Source organism: Microbispora hainanensis, assembly GCF_036186745.1.
In the GTDB taxonomy this organism is placed as follows: domain Bacteria; phylum Actinomycetota; class Actinomycetes; order Streptosporangiales; family Streptosporangiaceae; genus Microbispora.
This window is the reverse complement of sequence record NZ_CP108086.1, coordinates 7,722,505-7,735,870: the sequence shown is the minus strand read 5'-3', so window position 1 is coordinate 7,735,870 and position 13,366 is coordinate 7,722,505. Positions and strand designations below refer to the sequence as shown.

General features: G+C 70.7%; 17 protein-coding genes. 9 read left to right on the top strand and 8 right to left on the bottom strand.

The features are described 5' to 3' along the window. The first annotated feature begins 9 nt into the window (after positions 1-9). Both OHB01_RS35290 and OHB01_RS35285 read left to right on the top strand, forming a co-directional pair. The gene (locus OHB01_RS35290) at positions 10-249 is read left to right on the top strand and encodes a phosphopantetheine-binding protein (RefSeq protein WP_142648894.1); all 240 of its coding nucleotides are present in this window, start codon (positions 10-12) and stop codon (positions 247-249) included. 27 nt (positions 250-276) lie between these two features. Continuing rightward, a complete protein-coding gene (locus OHB01_RS35285) occupies positions 277-1,509 on the top strand; it encodes a beta-ketoacyl synthase N-terminal-like domain-containing protein (RefSeq protein ID WP_147943988.1) in 1,233 nt (410 codons plus the stop codon). A 155-nt stretch (positions 1,510-1,664) separates the two neighbouring features. Here the strand turns inward: OHB01_RS35285 and OHB01_RS35280 are convergent, their stop codons facing one another. From OHB01_RS35280 to OHB01_RS35270, 3 genes are all read right to left on the bottom strand, one after another. Next, positions 1,665-2,339: a Crp/Fnr family transcriptional regulator gene (locus OHB01_RS35280; protein WP_142648896.1), complete on the bottom strand. Its 675-nt coding sequence runs from the start codon at positions 2,337-2,339 to the stop codon at positions 1,665-1,667. 186 nt (positions 2,340-2,525) lie between these two features. After that, positions 2,526-2,723, bottom strand: coding sequence for a ferredoxin (locus OHB01_RS35275; RefSeq protein WP_142648897.1), 198 nt, complete (start codon positions 2,721-2,723; stop codon positions 2,526-2,528). Between the two features lie 72 nt (positions 2,724-2,795). Beyond that, positions 2,796-3,992: a cytochrome P450 gene (locus OHB01_RS35270; RefSeq protein ID WP_142648898.1), complete on the bottom strand. Its 1,197-nt coding sequence runs from the start codon at positions 3,990-3,992 to the stop codon at positions 2,796-2,798. A 409-nt stretch (positions 3,993-4,401) separates the two neighbouring features. Between OHB01_RS35270 and OHB01_RS35265 the strand changes: the two genes are divergently transcribed. Continuing rightward, on the top strand, positions 4,402-4,953 hold the full coding sequence (locus OHB01_RS35265; protein WP_142648899.1) for a hypothetical protein: 552 nt from the start codon (positions 4,402-4,404) through the stop codon (positions 4,951-4,953). 204 nt (positions 4,954-5,157) lie between these two features. Here OHB01_RS35265 and OHB01_RS35260 read toward each other — a convergent pair whose 3' ends face one another. After that, positions 5,158-5,661: a MarR family winged helix-turn-helix transcriptional regulator gene (locus OHB01_RS35260; protein ID WP_147943986.1), complete on the bottom strand. Its 504-nt coding sequence runs from the start codon at positions 5,659-5,661 to the stop codon at positions 5,158-5,160. 152 nt (positions 5,662-5,813) lie between these two features. After that, positions 5,814-6,221 (bottom strand): four-helix bundle copper-binding protein, encoded by a 408-nt coding sequence (locus tag OHB01_RS35255; RefSeq protein ID WP_205830475.1) that lies wholly within the window; start codon positions 6,219-6,221, stop codon positions 5,814-5,816. A 237-nt stretch (positions 6,222-6,458) separates the two neighbouring features. Between OHB01_RS35255 and OHB01_RS35250 the strand changes: the two genes are divergently transcribed. Beyond that, on the top strand, positions 6,459-6,638 hold the full coding sequence (locus OHB01_RS35250; RefSeq protein ID WP_142648901.1) for a DUF4236 domain-containing protein: 180 nt from the start codon (positions 6,459-6,461) through the stop codon (positions 6,636-6,638). A 319-nt stretch (positions 6,639-6,957) separates the two neighbouring features. Here OHB01_RS35250 and OHB01_RS35245 read toward each other — a convergent pair whose 3' ends face one another. Then, a complete protein-coding gene (locus OHB01_RS35245; protein WP_142648902.1) occupies positions 6,958-7,287 on the bottom strand; it encodes a DUF3140 domain-containing protein in 330 nt (109 codons plus the stop codon). A 1-nt stretch (position 7,288) separates the two neighbouring features. After that, a complete protein-coding gene (locus tag OHB01_RS35240; protein ID WP_142648903.1) occupies positions 7,289-7,516 on the bottom strand; it encodes a DUF2945 domain-containing protein in 228 nt (75 codons plus the stop codon). 176 nt (positions 7,517-7,692) lie between these two features. Here OHB01_RS35240 and OHB01_RS35235 point away from each other — a divergent pair, with 176 nt between their 5' ends. From OHB01_RS35235 to OHB01_RS35220, 4 genes are all read left to right on the top strand, one after another. After that, positions 7,693-7,917, top strand: coding sequence for a type II toxin-antitoxin system HicB family antitoxin (locus OHB01_RS35235; RefSeq protein ID WP_142648904.1), 225 nt, complete (start codon positions 7,693-7,695; stop codon positions 7,915-7,917). Between the two features lie 273 nt (positions 7,918-8,190). Further along, entirely contained in the window at positions 8,191-8,730 is a 540-nt protein-coding gene (locus OHB01_RS35230; protein WP_142648905.1) for a hypothetical protein, read from the top strand. A 264-nt stretch (positions 8,731-8,994) separates the two neighbouring features. Beyond that, positions 8,995-9,657, top strand: coding sequence for a fasciclin domain-containing protein (locus OHB01_RS35225; protein WP_142648906.1), 663 nt, complete (start codon positions 8,995-8,997; stop codon positions 9,655-9,657). Positions 9,658-10,015: 358 nt separating this feature from the next. Next, positions 10,016-10,735 carry a hypothetical protein gene (locus tag OHB01_RS35220; RefSeq protein ID WP_147943985.1) on the top strand — a complete coding sequence of 240 codons (720 nt, stop codon included), beginning with the start codon at positions 10,016-10,018 and terminating at the stop codon, positions 10,733-10,735. An 82-nt stretch (positions 10,736-10,817) separates the two neighbouring features. Here the strand turns inward: OHB01_RS35220 and OHB01_RS35215 are convergent, their stop codons facing one another. Beyond that, positions 10,818-11,018 carry a transposase gene (locus OHB01_RS35215; RefSeq protein ID WP_142648908.1) on the bottom strand — a complete coding sequence of 67 codons (201 nt, stop codon included), beginning with the start codon at positions 11,016-11,018 and terminating at the stop codon, positions 10,818-10,820. Positions 11,019-11,169: 151 nt separating this feature from the next. Here OHB01_RS35215 and OHB01_RS35210 point away from each other — a divergent pair, with 151 nt between their 5' ends. Then, positions 11,170-13,365, top strand: a complete 2,196-nt coding sequence (locus tag OHB01_RS35210; RefSeq protein ID WP_142648909.1) for a glycogen debranching N-terminal domain-containing protein — start codon at positions 11,170-11,172, stop codon at positions 13,363-13,365. The last annotated feature ends 1 nt before the right edge of the window (position 13,366 follow it).

The window sequence follows — 13,366 nt, the reverse complement described above, 5'->3', positions numbered from 1 at the left end:
GAGGGGTGCATGGACGATGTCGCGATCCTCGAATCGATCCGGCGGCAGACGGTGGCGGTGGTCCCGGAGATCGACCCGGCTGAGATCACGCCCGACCGCAGCCTGGCCGACCTCGGCTGCAACAGCGTGGACCGGGCCGACATCGTCACCGCGGTGATGGAGGAGCTCGCGATCGAGGTGCCGCTGTCGGAGTTCCGTCAGGGCGCGCCGGTCGGGGAGCTCGTCGAACTGCTGCGCACGCATGCCTGAGCGGCACGTTCCGATGGAGGCGCTGCGATGCACACGGTGACCGTCACGGGCGTCGGCGTGGTCTGTGCGATCGCGGGCGACGCCGGCGCGTTCGAGCGGGCGCTGCGGGAGGGACGGCGGGGCGTGTGCTCGTGCCCTGACGGAGGCCCTCCGGCCGCCCTGCTGGACGAGGAGGTCCGCGAGGCGTTGCCCGTCCTGCCCGCGGGCGCGCCCGACGCCCTGCGGCGCTCCGCCGAACGGCTCACCCGGCGGGCCCCGCTGCCGCTGCGCGCCGCCGTCGGCGTGGCCGCCGAGGCCTGGATCGGGGCGGGCCTGCACATCGCGGCCGTGCCGGGCGACCGCGTGGGGCTCGTGGTCGCCGGGAGTAACCTGACCGGTCGGCACCTGACGGACCTGCACGACCGGTACGCGAACCGGCCCGCCCACCTGCCCCCGCGTGCGGCCCTGCGGCTCCTCGACACCGATCACGTCGGCACGATCAGCCAGCTGCTCCAGATCAGGGGGGAGGGCTGCACCGTGGGCGCGGCCTCGGCGAGCGGCAACGCCGGCCTCGTGCACGGCGCCCGCCTCGTCGCCACAGGAGAGGCCGACGTGTGCCTCGTCGTCGGCGCCCTCGCCGACCTGTCCGCCATCGAGGAGCGGGCCCTGCTCAACGTCGGCGCGATGGCCCCGGGTCCGGTGGGACCGCCCTTCGACGAGACGCACGGCGGCTTCGCCTACGGCCAGGGCGCCGCGTGCGTGGTGCTGGAGTCGCGGCGGTCCGCGCGGGCGCGGGGCGCCGAGGTGCTCGCCGAGCTGGCCGGATGGGACCTGCGCCTGGCCGCGAACAGCCTCACCGAGCCCGACGGCGAGGCCGAGGCGGCCACGATGACCCGGGCGATGAGCCGGGCCGGCGTCTCGCCCGGCGACGTGTCGTACGTGAACGCGCACGGCACCGGAGCCCCGCTGGGGGACGCGGCGGAGGCGGAGGCGCTGCGGTGGGTGCTCGGCGAGGCGGTGGGCGGGGCCTGGGTGAACTCCACCAAGGCCCTTACCGGCCACTGCCTGGCGGCGGCGGGGGTGGTCGAGGCGGTGGCGACCGTCGTGCAGATGCGGGGCGGGTTCGTTCACCCCAACCCGGGGCTCGCGCACCCCGCCGACCCGGGTCTCCGGTTCGCGCCGGCCACCGGCGGGGTCCGCGCCGATATCGGGGTCGCCCTCTCGAACGGCTTCGGCTTCGGCGGATTCAACGGCAGCGTGGTATTCCGCGCGCCCGCATGATCACGGGCGGCCCCGGCGGTCCAAAAAGCATTTTCCTACCCCCGATGATCGGTTGTATTCCTGAGGATTCGAAATCGTTCGGATGAAAGGCCGACGGCCGGGCGCGGAAAACCGCCCCGGCCGTCCTGTTCCGCCGGACGACGTTCGTCCGAATTTCAGGAAATCGCTTCCATGTAGTCGCCCAGCCGTTCCTCGTCCACCGCCAGGAAGGCGTCCGGCCGGCTCTCGATCAGCCCGCTGTCGCGGAAGCGCTTGAGGAAATAGCCCACCCGGGAGCGGGTGGTGCCGACCATGCCGGACAGCTCCTCCTGCGTGATCTTGTCGTGGATGCAGAGCTTCCCGGCCTTGGGCGTGCCCAGTTTGCGGGCCAGGCGCAGCAGGGTGTGCGCGAGGCGCTCCTCGCTGTCCGCCGTGACCAGGCTCGTGATCACCTGCTGCTGCTCGGTCAGGCGATGGGCCAGGTAGCACAGGAAGTCCTCGAGTAGACCGTCGTCCGCCAGCGCGGACAGGAAGTTCGCCCGGGGGATCTTGCGCAGGGTGGCCGGGGTCATCGCGGTCACCGTCTCGCCCCGCCTGCCGCCCAGCAGGCAGGACTCGCCCAGCAGGTCGCCGTAGGTGTGGATGCCCAGTAGGCACTCCTTGCCCGAGCGCGAGACGCTGACCGTCTTCAGCCGGCCGCTGATGATGATGTAGAGATGACTCGCCTGTTCACCGCATACGTATAAATGCTCGTTGCGGTTGAGTCTGACGACAGATGTGTGATCGGAAGCGGTACAACAGAGGGCGCGAAGCCGCTCGCCAACCTGTAAAGAGCCGGATGCCCGACGCATACACCCCCCAATGATGTCAACGCCTCATGATCCGCTTAGAGTTTAAGCGAAGCATGCTTAATGTGAAAAGTGCGCTTATCGTGCGCATTGTCGTGCCTATTTGGGCTGGTCGGAGTTCGAGAGGTGGTCACAGGCGCCGCGCCGGCGCATCCCGGACGCGATGAGGGGCAGGGAAGGCCCTGCCCCTCATTCGTCGTCGACGTCGATGGCGCTGCGGGGACACGCGACCGCCGCCTCCCGCACGTCGTTCCACAACTTCCGCGGAGGGCACGGGTCCATCAGGACGACCGTGCCCTCGTCGTCGGTCTGGTCGAAGACGCCGGGCGCGATGAGGACACACGTCCCCGCTCCGCAACATCGGCTGGTGTCGACGCTGACACGCATACTTCCTCCTCGGCCGCCCCGGCGTACGGGGACCGGCTCGTCCGATCTCGTCCTGCGGGCGCGCGGCCCCTGTCACCAGGTGACGGGAAGTTCCTGCACGCCGTACACGATCGCGTCGTAGCGGAAGGGGATCCGCTCGACGGGGGTTGCCAGGCGCAGGCCCGGGAACCGCTCGAACAGCCGGGTGAACGCGACCTGCAGTTCCAGCCGGGCGAGCGTGTGCCCGAGGCACTGATGCGGGCCGTACCCGAAGGCGACGTGGTTGCGCGCGCCGCGGCGGATGTCGAACCTGTCGGCGTCGGGGAAGACCTCACCGTCGCGGTTGGCCATCGCGAGGAGGGCGATGACGCCCTCGCCGGCCCGGATGAGCTGCCCGCCGACCACGGCGTCCGCCACGGCCACCCGCGTCATGCCGAGCTGCATGACGGTCTGGTGCCGCAGGAGCTCCTCCACAGCGCACGCCATCAGCTTCGGATCGGCCTTGGCCGCCGCGAGCTGATCGGGGTGCTCCAGGAGGGTCAGCACCCCCAGGCCGATCATGTGGGCGGTCGTCTCGTGACCCGCGGCGAGCAGCATCCAGGAGATCGTGATCAGCTCCTGCCTGCTCAGCCGTCCGGGGAGCACCTGCTCGGTCACGAGACGGCTGATCAGGTCATCGCCGGGCTCGCGCTCCTTGTCGGCCACGAGCCGGTCGAGGTAGGCCGCGAGGCCGGTCTTCGCGGCGCCGATCTGCTCGCGGTCGCTCTTGGCGTCGAACAGCGTCTGCAGATAGCCGCCGAAGGTGCCGTGGTCTTCGTGGGGGACGCCGAGCATCCCGCAGATGACCCGGGAGGGCACCGGCAGTGCCAGATCGCGCACCAGCTCGGCCGGGGAGCCGGACGTCTCGATGCGGTCGAGACAGCCGTCCACGACCGCTTCGACCGCCGGGCGCATGGCCTCCACACGCTTCACCGAGAACTCCCCGGTCAGCATGCGCCGATAGTGGGCGTGCTCCTCGCCGTCCATGCGGATGAACGTGCCCTTGAGCACGGGCTCGACGGGCTTGGCGTAGAGGTTGGGAAACCCGGGCCGGCTCATGTCGGAGCTGAACCGAGGATCGTCGAGCACTGCCCGCACGTCCTGGTGCCGGGTGAGCAGCCACGCCCACTGGCCGCTGGGCAGGTCGACCTGGCTGACCGGCCGTTCGAGCCGGAGCCTGGCGTACTCCCGCGGCGGATCCAACGGGCAGGCCCGTTCCGTCACGGGAAAGGCAAGGCGGGCGTCCGTCATCGATTCTTCCTTCGCTGTACGGCGCTCAGCTTGACGGGTGACCGGCCGGGCGGGGTCTCGGTCTCCCACGCGCTGATCTGGGCGGGAAGCCGGAGTGGCACTGGGATGCTACCGAGGGCCTTTACTCCTTGTTTGCTCAAGAATGAGCATGCTCGGGGGACTTGTCGTGACACCGCAGGTCCGGCGGCCTATGGAGATTCATGATTGTTTAGCCGTCTATGTGAAATTTGGTCACGGGTGGAGTTAGGGTGGGCAGCCACCCGCGGAAGCCGTGGAGGTTTCCCCCGAACACGACCGCTGGGAGTTGTCTCGCATGCAAGGGCGCGTCCCGTCACAGACGAGCCACGATGACCGGCTCCGGCAGGAGATCCTCTCCAGCCGGCAGGAGCCGCCCCCCAGGACCAGGAACATGAAGCCCGTCGTCATCGCCGCCGTGGCCCTGGTGGCCGTGCTCGCGGCCGGGGGAGCGGGCTTCGCGCTGCGCGGCGGGTTCGGTCCCGCGGACCCGCCCGCCGGGGCCGGGACCGGCCAGTCGGCCCCCGCCCAGGACACCGGTTCCGCCGCGGACGACGGACAGAGCGACGGACGGGGCGACGGACGGGGCGACGGACAGGGCGACGGACTGGGCGGCGAGGGCGGACAGGACGCGGAGGGCCCGGCCGACCAGGGCTCAGCGGATCAGGGCGCGAACGATCAGGGCGCAGGGGACCAGGGCGCCGGCGGATCGCAGGCGTCCGGTGGTGGCGGCGCGGACACCGCCTCCGCCTCCTCGGGCGGCGGCTCCGCCTCCGGAGGGAAGAGCACGGGCCACACCGGGACCGGCTCGTCTGGCAAGACGAGCGGCGCCTCGAAGGGCGGCGGTTCGAAGGGCGGCAGCAGCCAGGACCAGGGTGAGGTGCCGTCCGGCGCCGATGGAGCCCCCGGGCTCATCCCCGGAGCCTGCGCCGCCGACGGCTGCTGATTCCGGGGTCGCGCTTCAGAGCACTGGATCCCCTTCAAGGCGCTGGATCCCAGGGCGCTCGCCCTGAGCCGACCCCGCGGAAGCCGCGTCCGGCGCTGAATCGCCGGGGCCTGCGCCGCCTCCGGGCGCTGAATCTCCGACGACCCTGCGCCTGGATTTCGGCCTGTGCCCGGGGCGACGGCGTGGAAGCCGCTCAGGCGGTGGTCAGGCGGACGGGCCGGGCCAGCCGAGCGGGAAGGCGATGCGGGCGGGCGGCTCGCCCGCCGCGTCGTTGAACTCCCGCATGGCGGTGATGAGGGCCTGCCGCTGGGACGCCGGCATTCGCGTGAGGATCGCGGCGATCTCCTCCTTGCGCCGGGCGGTGACCTCCTCCACGATCCGCCGCCCGTTGTCGGTCAGCCGCAGCAGGGTCTCCCGGCGGTTCTGCGGATTCACCTCGCGCTTCAGCAGGCCGGCGACGGCGAGGCGGCCCGCCATGCGCATGGCCGTCGACGGATTGACGCCGAGCTTGTCCGCCAGCGTCACCAGCTTGGTCTCGCCCTGTCCGACCACCATCAACATGCGGAACTGCGGCAGGGTGACCCGGTCCTCCGCCGCGGCCAGCGACCGTGCCGATATCGCGACGAGCACACGCGAGGCGGTGAGCACGGCTGCGGTGACGGCCTCCAGGTCGTCGCCGATCGGCTCCTCGTCCGCTTCCTTTGCCATAGGAACAGTTTTTACACGGTCCCTGCCGCGGCCATGCCAACGCCCCGGCGACGTACGGCGGGCGAGGCCGCGCCGTGGAAGCCGCCAAGAGAGCCGCCCTGATGAACCGCCCTGATGAACCGGCCTCGGGGAGAAGGTCAGAGTGCGGGTGCTCAGCCGAGCGCGGCCAGCAACTCGTTGCAGGCCTGGGCGCAGCGACGGCACGCCTCGGCGCAGACCCGGCAGTGCTCGTGCATGTGGGCGTGCAGGCCGCACTCGTCGCCGCAACTGCGGCACGCCTGCGCGCACGCCTCAAGCTGGGCGCGCGTCAGGTTCGCGTCGTAGCCGGTGTGCCTCGACAGCACCCGGCCCGTCGTCGCGCAGATGTCGGCGCAGTCGAGGTTGGTGCGGATGCAGCGGACGAGCCCCGCCACCGCGTGCTCGCTCAGGCAGGCGTCGGCGCAGGCCGTACAGGTCTGCGCGCAGTCGAAGCAGGCCTCGATGCACTTGGCGAGCACCTGCCTGTCCACGCCGCCGAGGTCGGCGGGATAGGTCTCCAGCATCACTCCGGCGTGTCCCATCGCACAGCTCCTTCCGCTCTCGGGCAGGCGTCCCCGCGAGGAGGCGGAGACCCGCCGACGAGGTCGGGTCCGTCGCCTCCGGCGCCCGCTCGGCGATCCGATCGCGTTCCTGACGGCCGGATTGCTCTTTGGTGGCCATACCCGGCAGCACGGTCGTAAACGGAGATGATCCGTCGGCCGGTGTGCTGATCGTCCTCCGGGGTAGTCGCGAGGCCACGGCAGAACAAGGAGGAACTCATGGGCTGGAGCTACCGAAAAGCGATCAAGATGGGACCGTTCAGGCTCAACCTCTCGCGCGGCGGCGTCGGGCACAGCTTCGGCGGACGCGCCTTCCGCGTCACGAAGACGGCGGACGGACGCCGCACCCTCACCGTGAACCTGCCCGGCGGCTTCCACTGGAAGAAGACGCTTGATTAGCGAGTCTCCGTCGCCATACCCCCCGACCTCGGCCACGCGCAGCGGGGCGTGACTCGTCGGAGACGACATAGCGGCGGCAAGACGACCGGCACGGCGGGCGCGTCCCCGCGCCCGCGAACCGGGCGTCACGGACCGGCTGTGGTGCACCTGGCGGTAACGCGCGGCGGCACGTTCGCGAACCCGGTCGCGGACCTGCCGCAGGGCACCTCGCGTCGGCACGCGGGGGACCCGGCGTCGCGGACCGCCCGTCGTGCACCTGGCGGCACGAGGTGAGGTGCCTGCGTACCCCCGGGGCGGCGGACCTGGCCGTTCGAAGGCGCTATTTCAGCGGGTCGTGGCCCCAGTTCATGAGGGAGTATCGCCAGCGGGTGTCCCGCACGTCGCCCGAGGGGCGCTGGGCCAGGTGCCGGCGGACATATCCGACGACCTTGCGCATGTGGGCGTAGTCCTCGTCGTCCAGCTCGCTCGTCTTCTTGCGGAGGATGGCGACGATGTGCCGGCCGGACTCGCGGCCCGTCGACTCGCCGCCGTCCGGCTTGTCGCCGACCGCCTTCGACGGCTCCTCGCGCAGCCATCGCTCCAGTTCGTCCGCGGACATGTTGACCGCCTCACCGAACTCGGCGGCGGTCTGCTTCCTGTCGGCGGTCACGTCACTCCTTCGGATGCAGGGCCGACGGCTTGTGCACCGCCGTCCCACCGCTCTTGTCGCTACGTACGAGGAACTGCGGGTCCTCGGGCGAGGCGGCCACGGTGCGGCCCGCCTCCTCCGTACGCTCGGTGATCTTCTTCTCGACCTTGCCGGCCGCCTCGCCGCCGTGGCTCTTCCAGGTGACCTCGTCGCCCGCCGACGGCTCTTCCTTCTTGTCCTTCTTGCCCATGGGCCCGGCCCTACCCGAGGAAGCCCGCCCGCCTCGCGACTGGCCACCGAAATGCCTCTCTATCAGGCAAAATCGGCGCGAAGCGCATAGGTCGCCGAGCCGATCGGGCGGGGGATCTCCGTACTGTTGCCCGGGTGCCGGGATTACCTCGGCCCGTCACCGCGCACGGTGGGAGCATGGGACGGACCGTGCGGCTGACCGCGACCGTCACCCCCGAGGACGACGGCCTGTACTGTGCGCGGTGCGTTCAGGTCGAGGTCGCCTGCGAGGGGCATTCGGTCGACGAGGCGCTCGACCGGCTGCGGCAGGCCCTGGAGCACTACTTCGAGCGGCGGCCCGTGCCGCACCCGCCCCAGTGTCCGCCGATCGTGGTGCCGATCGAGGTCAGGCTGCCCGAGTGAGACCGCGGGCGAAGCGGCGGTGCGCCGGCGAGCCCGTCCGGCCCCCTCACCCGCGGGTCCCGTGAGGAAACGGCACCCTACGGGCCCCGCTGCCCGTCCCGCTCCGGCCCTCTCCACGGCCGTGCCGAGGCCGCTCGCGGGACTGATGGGATCTTTACGGGTGAAGCGCCCGATCATCATGCTTGACCGGACATTGGTCGTCGGATGCGTGATCACTCCCCGGTGCGGCGCTTACCGTCGTGCTCGTACCATCCATGACCTCGGGGGAGTCTCATGCCTCTCTGCACAGCCGTACTGGCCGCCGCCCTGCTTTCCGGGCCGGCCGCCGTGCCGCCGGACCCGGCACCGCCCGGTACGAGGGCAACCACGGACAACACCAACGCCGCGTCGCCGTCCACGGGCCGGCCGCAATTCGCGACCCTGCCCGCCATGGTGCCGCAGGCCGGGGGACCCTCGTCCACCATTCCCCAGGCGCCGCCATGGATGACCCCCAGCGGGACGGAGGGCGAGCGCGACGACAGCGCCACGGCTCCCCGCTCGCCGGTCACGATCGAGGGCACGGAGGCCGATGGAGAGACCACGACCAAGTACGTCCCGGTGATCGATCCCAAGACACGCGACGTCTTCATCCGGCCAGTCGTCGCTTCCGGCTCGAACGCACAGGCGCCGCAGCCGTTCACCTTCGGCCCGGTGCAGGGCGTCCAGTCGACCAGGATCTATCCGCTGCCGCAGGCGGAGCAGAAGGCGGCCCAGCCGAAGACGGCGCGCAAGAAGCCGGTCACCAGGCCCCGCCAGCATCAGCGGCCGCGCTAGTGAGCCAACCCCAGACGGCCTGACGGAAGAGGCCCGTGTGACCGGCCCGTCAGAACGGCCCGCCACACCGGTCCTGAGCCCGTGTGGCGGGCTCTTCCGGTGTCGCCGTCCACAGGGGTCGCCGACGGCGCGGACGGTCGTGCGGGTGGCACGCCGGGCACCGCGTCCGGTCCCCGGGACCGATCGGTGCGCCCGTCCCGTGTCTCATCACGCACCCGACCAACCACCCAGCAACGACCTTTCCACGACTAAGGAAACACGATCATGAATACCCGTCTGCTCGCCCTTGCCGCCCTGACCGCGGCGCTTTCCATGTCCGCGGCGTGCGGCGGCCAGGGCGGCGGCAATCCCGCTCCGGTCGCGGCCAACGAGACCGCGACGGACATGACCAGCGAGACTCCCAGCGCGGAGGCGAGCGAGAGCCCCACCGCGTCGGGGTCCGCGTCTCCGTCCGTCTCCGGAACGCCCGTCGGCGCGGGCTGCTCCTCGCTGCCGGCCTCGGGCAAGGGCAGCCCCGCAGAGCTGGCCAAGGTGCCCGTCGGCACCGCGATCTCCGACGTCCCGCTGCTTTCCACGCTGGCGCGCGTGGTGAAGAAGGCCGGCCTGGTGGAGACGCTCAACTCCGCCCAGGACATCACGGTGTTCGCGCCGACGAACGACGCGTTCAACAAGATCCCGAAGAGCCAGCTCGACCAGCTGATGAAGAACCGCAAGTCGCTCCGGGGGCTGCTGGCCTACCACGTGGTCAAGGGGCGCAAGGCGCCCGCGGACATGCACGGCGAGCTCACCACTCTCGAGGGGCGCAAGCTCACCGTCACGGGGTCCGACTCCACGCTCAAGGTCAACGACGCCACTGTGACCTGCGGAAACATCGCGACGAGCAACGCCACCATCTACGCGGTCGACAAGGTTCTCATGCCGAGGTGATCGGCCGTCGTACGGAAACAGCCTTCACGGGGGTGAGCCGCTCACGGCTCGCCCCCGTTCCGTTTTTCGCGGTTTCCCTGTGTCCTTCACGCCGTCCCCGGGCCGCTTCCCCGCCTTCTCCCGCCTCTTCCCCGGTCTCTCGCCGCGCGATTTCACCGCATGCATTGCCGTACGGGCACTTGGAGCATGGCGCGGTCATTTCCGTAATGAGCGAAGCAGGGGGTGAGCTGGGAGTCTATGTCCTGAAGCGGCTGATCCTCTTATTTGACCGGACACTGAGCATCGGGTCCGTGATGGCCCGGCATCGTGCGCTTACCTTCGTTCTTGTACCGTCCACGAGATTTCGGGGGAAATTCTCATGCCTCTTTGTACTGCCGTACTCGCTGCGGCCCTGCTTTCCGGCCCCGCTCCCGCGGACCCGGCTCCGCTGTCCGCCAAGGAGCCGATGTCGCCCGGCAAGCAGATCGCCGCCATGGCGATGAACCACCCGGAGGAGCCCGACGTCGTCGCGTCCAAGAGCCTGGACATCCTGGACAAGGGCGCGAAGGTCGGCCCGTTCTTCCCGGCGGACGACGAGGCCGAGGATCGGGCGAGCGGACCGGCGGCGAACGACCAGAGCAGGCAGGCGCCGGGCGGCGACACGGCCCAGGGCCGGCAGGCCGGCACGCAGCCGGTCGGAAATCCCGCCGGAGGCGGCCCGCTGGCCGGCGCGAACGGGAACCAGGTGAGCGGATCGCAGCCGGGCTCCATGTTCACGATGCCCGCCAAGGGGAACAGCGGCCAGGGCTCGCCGCAGGACGTCTTCCTTCGCCCCACGTCCAACCAGCCGACGATTACCAAGATGTCCGGCAACGACCTCGCGGGTAAGCCGTCGAAGGCCGACGACGACGAGGCCGCCGACGCCTGGGTGCGCGGGATGATGCCGGGCTGGGGCATGCCGCAGGCCGGCAAGGCGAAGACCACCGCGAAGGCCAAGCCCAAGGCCCCGGCCAAGGCCCCGGCCAAGGCCCAGGCCAAGGCACAGCCCAAGCCGGCCGCCGCCGACAGCTTCTGGAACATGCCGGGCTGGGAGGACTGAGCGTCCGCGCCGCGGTGAGGCGACGCGGTGATCAGAGGGAGGGGTGAGCCTGTCCGGCTCACCCCTCATCCTTGTCCACGGGTCATCCGTGTCCACGGCCCCTGGCGGCGTGAGGCAGGTCGACGACCTCCACCAGGTCGGCGAGATCGAGGTGGGCCGCCACCTCCGCGACGGAGGCGCAGTAGCCGATGTGGTAGCCCAGGTGTCGCACGCGCAGCAGGGCGCGGCCCTCGATGACGACCACGTCTACCTCATGTCCCTCCGAGCTCATCCACCTGTGCATGGCGGAAGGGTAGGAAACGCCGGGTCATGGCCGAGTAAACCCCTCTGGATCACTGGATACGGAAACAAGGCCGCATATCAGGCGAAAATTCGCGCCACCTCCGGGTATGAGGGCACCGTCGGAACAGCCACCGGGGGCCGGGGTGATCGGCATGACGAGCGGATGGACGTTCGAGGGACAGCCCAGCGCCATCGGCGGGGCCATGACACTCGTGGCCGGGGGATCGTTCTGCGTGTCGGCCCGCAACGGCGACATCCTGCCCGGGTCGGCGCAGGGGATCTACTACGCCGACACCCGGCTGCTGTCCCACTGGGAGCTGCGCGTCGACGACAGCCCGATCGAGGAGCTCCAGGTCCTCGCGGGCGAGCCGTACCACGCGACCTTCGTCGGCCGGACATCGCCGCGGCCGGGGCAGGCCGAGAGCACGCTGCTGATCGTGCGCGACCGGTACGTCGGCGGCGGGCTGTCGGAGGACATCACCATCCGCAACATGTCCCACGAGCCGGCCGGCTGCATGGTGACCCTGCACATCGGCTCCGACGTGTGCGACCTGTTCGAGGTGAAGACCCACCGGGTGCACTGGGTGGCCGACGTGACCACCGTCGCGGACGAGCGGTCGCTGCGCATGTTCTCGGGCAGCAAGGCCAGGGGAGTGCGGGTGATCGCCAAGGCCGACGGCACCCCCGTGCTGCCGATGATCAACCCGCGCCTGCTCGTCTTCCGCGTGGTGGTGCCGGCGCGCGGCGAGTGGGCGGGCTGCGTGCAGGCCAACCCGATCATCGACGGGATCGAGACCGAGCCGTGGTACACCGAGAAGCAGTTGTCGCCCGCGCTGGTCCAGCGGGCCGGTCAGCTCTTCGAGTGGGACAAGCGCCTGCCCAAGGTGACGACGACCAACACCGCGCTGGCGGGAATCCTGCGTCAGTCGCAGAAGGACCTCGGCGCACTGCGGCTGTTCGATCCCGGGCAACCGGAGCTGCCGCCCACCGTCGCCGCCGGGGCGCCCTGGTTCATGACGCTGTTCGGCCGCGACTCGCTGCTCAGCTCGTGGATGGCCCTGCCGCTCGATCCCGAGCTGGCGCACGGCACGCTGGGACGGCTGGCCGCCCTGCAGGGCACCAAGGTCGACCCGTTGACCGAGGAGGAGCCCGGCAAGATCATGCACGAGCTGCGCTACGGCGCCAGGAAGGACGACAGGTCGGCCGCCGGGCACGCCTACTACGGCTCGGTCGACGCCAGCCCGCTGTTCGTCATCCTTCTCGGCGAGCTGCGCCGCTGGGGCCTGCACCGGGCGGCGGTGGAGCGGCTGATCCCGCACGCCGACGCCGCGCTGGAGTGGATCGAGCGGTACGGCATGCGCGACGGGTTCCTGTGGTACCAGCGCAAGACCGACCAGGGCCTGCTCAACCAGGGCTGGAAGGACTCCTTCGACGGCATCAACTTCGCCGACGGCACGATCGCGCGGCCGCCCATCGCCCTCGCCGAGGTGCAGGGATACGTCTACGCCGCCTACATCGCCCGCCACTACTTCGCCAAGGAGGCGCGCGACACCGAGACCGAGCAGCTCTACCGGCAACGGGCCGCGGAGCTGCGCGCCCGGTTCAACGAACGGTTCTGGCTGCCCGACCGCGGCTACTTCGCCGTCGGGCTCGATCACGAGGGCCGCCCGATCGACGCGCTCGCCTCCAACATGGGCCACTGCCTGTGGTCCGGGATCGTCGACCGCGACAAGGCCCCGGCCGTGGCCGGGCACCTGCTGTCGCCCCGGATGTTCTCCGGCTTCGGCATCCGCACCCTCGCCTCCGACATGGGCGCGTACAACCCGATGAGCTATCACAACGGGTCCGTCTGGCCGCACGACAGCGCGCTCGTGGCGTCCGGGCTCATGCGCTACGGGTTCGTGGAGGAGGCCCAGCGCATCGCCACCGGCCTGCTCGACGCCGCCCGCGCCTTCGGCGACCGGTTGCCCGAGCTCTTCTGCGGGTTCGACAGGGCGGAGTTCGACCTGCCGGTGCCCTACCCGACCTCGTGCTCGCCGCAAGCCTGGGCCTCGGCCACGCCGATCCAGCTTCTGCGGCTCCTGCTCCGCGTCGACCCGTGGGTGCCGAGCCGCAGGGTGTGGATCGCGCCGGTGCTGCCCAAGGGATTCGGGGAGCTGCGCATCTCCGGCTTCCCGATCGCCGGCACCCGGGTCGACCTGGAGGCCCGGGAGGACAGCGGCGAGGTGCACGTGGACGGGCTGCCGGAAGAGGTGCGTCTCATCGAGGAGCCCCGCCCGCCCGCGGCCCTCCGCAGGTCTTCCATGTGCGACCGGAGTGAGGAAAGCCGGCGATCTCCTCGGGCATAGT

Coding starts and splice junctions, on each gene's coding strand:
- OHB01_RS35290 (WP_142648894.1), top strand. CDS start 10: ATGGACGATGTCGCGATCCTCGAATCGATCCGGCGGCAGACGGTGGCG.
- OHB01_RS35285 (WP_147943988.1), top strand. CDS start 277: ATGCACACGGTGACCGTCACGGGCGTCGGCGTGGTCTGTGCGATCGCG.
- OHB01_RS35280 (WP_142648896.1), bottom strand. CDS start 2,339: ATGCGTCGGGCATCCGGCTCTTTACAGGTTGGCGAGCGGCTTCGCGCC.
- OHB01_RS35275 (WP_142648897.1), bottom strand. CDS start 2,723: ATGCGTGTCAGCGTCGACACCAGCCGATGTTGCGGAGCGGGGACGTGT.
- OHB01_RS35270 (WP_142648898.1), bottom strand. CDS start 3,992: ATGACGGACGCCCGCCTTGCCTTTCCCGTGACGGAACGGGCCTGCCCG.
- OHB01_RS35265 (WP_142648899.1), top strand. CDS start 4,402: ATGAAGCCCGTCGTCATCGCCGCCGTGGCCCTGGTGGCCGTGCTCGCG.
- OHB01_RS35260 (WP_147943986.1), bottom strand. CDS start 5,661: ATGGCAAAGGAAGCGGACGAGGAGCCGATCGGCGACGACCTGGAGGCC.
- OHB01_RS35255 (WP_205830475.1), bottom strand. CDS start 6,221: ATGGGACACGCCGGAGTGATGCTGGAGACCTATCCCGCCGACCTCGGC.
- OHB01_RS35250 (WP_142648901.1), top strand. CDS start 6,459: ATGGGCTGGAGCTACCGAAAAGCGATCAAGATGGGACCGTTCAGGCTC.
- OHB01_RS35240 (WP_142648903.1), bottom strand. CDS start 7,516: ATGGGCAAGAAGGACAAGAAGGAAGAGCCGTCGGCGGGCGACGAGGTC.
- OHB01_RS35235 (WP_142648904.1), top strand. CDS start 7,693: ATGGGACGGACCGTGCGGCTGACCGCGACCGTCACCCCCGAGGACGAC.
- OHB01_RS35230 (WP_142648905.1), top strand. CDS start 8,191: ATGCCTCTCTGCACAGCCGTACTGGCCGCCGCCCTGCTTTCCGGGCCG.
- OHB01_RS35225 (WP_142648906.1), top strand. CDS start 8,995: ATGAATACCCGTCTGCTCGCCCTTGCCGCCCTGACCGCGGCGCTTTCC.
- OHB01_RS35220 (WP_147943985.1), top strand. CDS start 10,016: ATGCCTCTTTGTACTGCCGTACTCGCTGCGGCCCTGCTTTCCGGCCCC.
- OHB01_RS35215 (WP_142648908.1), bottom strand. CDS start 11,018: ATGCACAGGTGGATGAGCTCGGAGGGACATGAGGTAGACGTGGTCGTC.
- OHB01_RS35210 (WP_142648909.1), top strand. CDS start 11,170: ATGACGAGCGGATGGACGTTCGAGGGACAGCCCAGCGCCATCGGCGGG.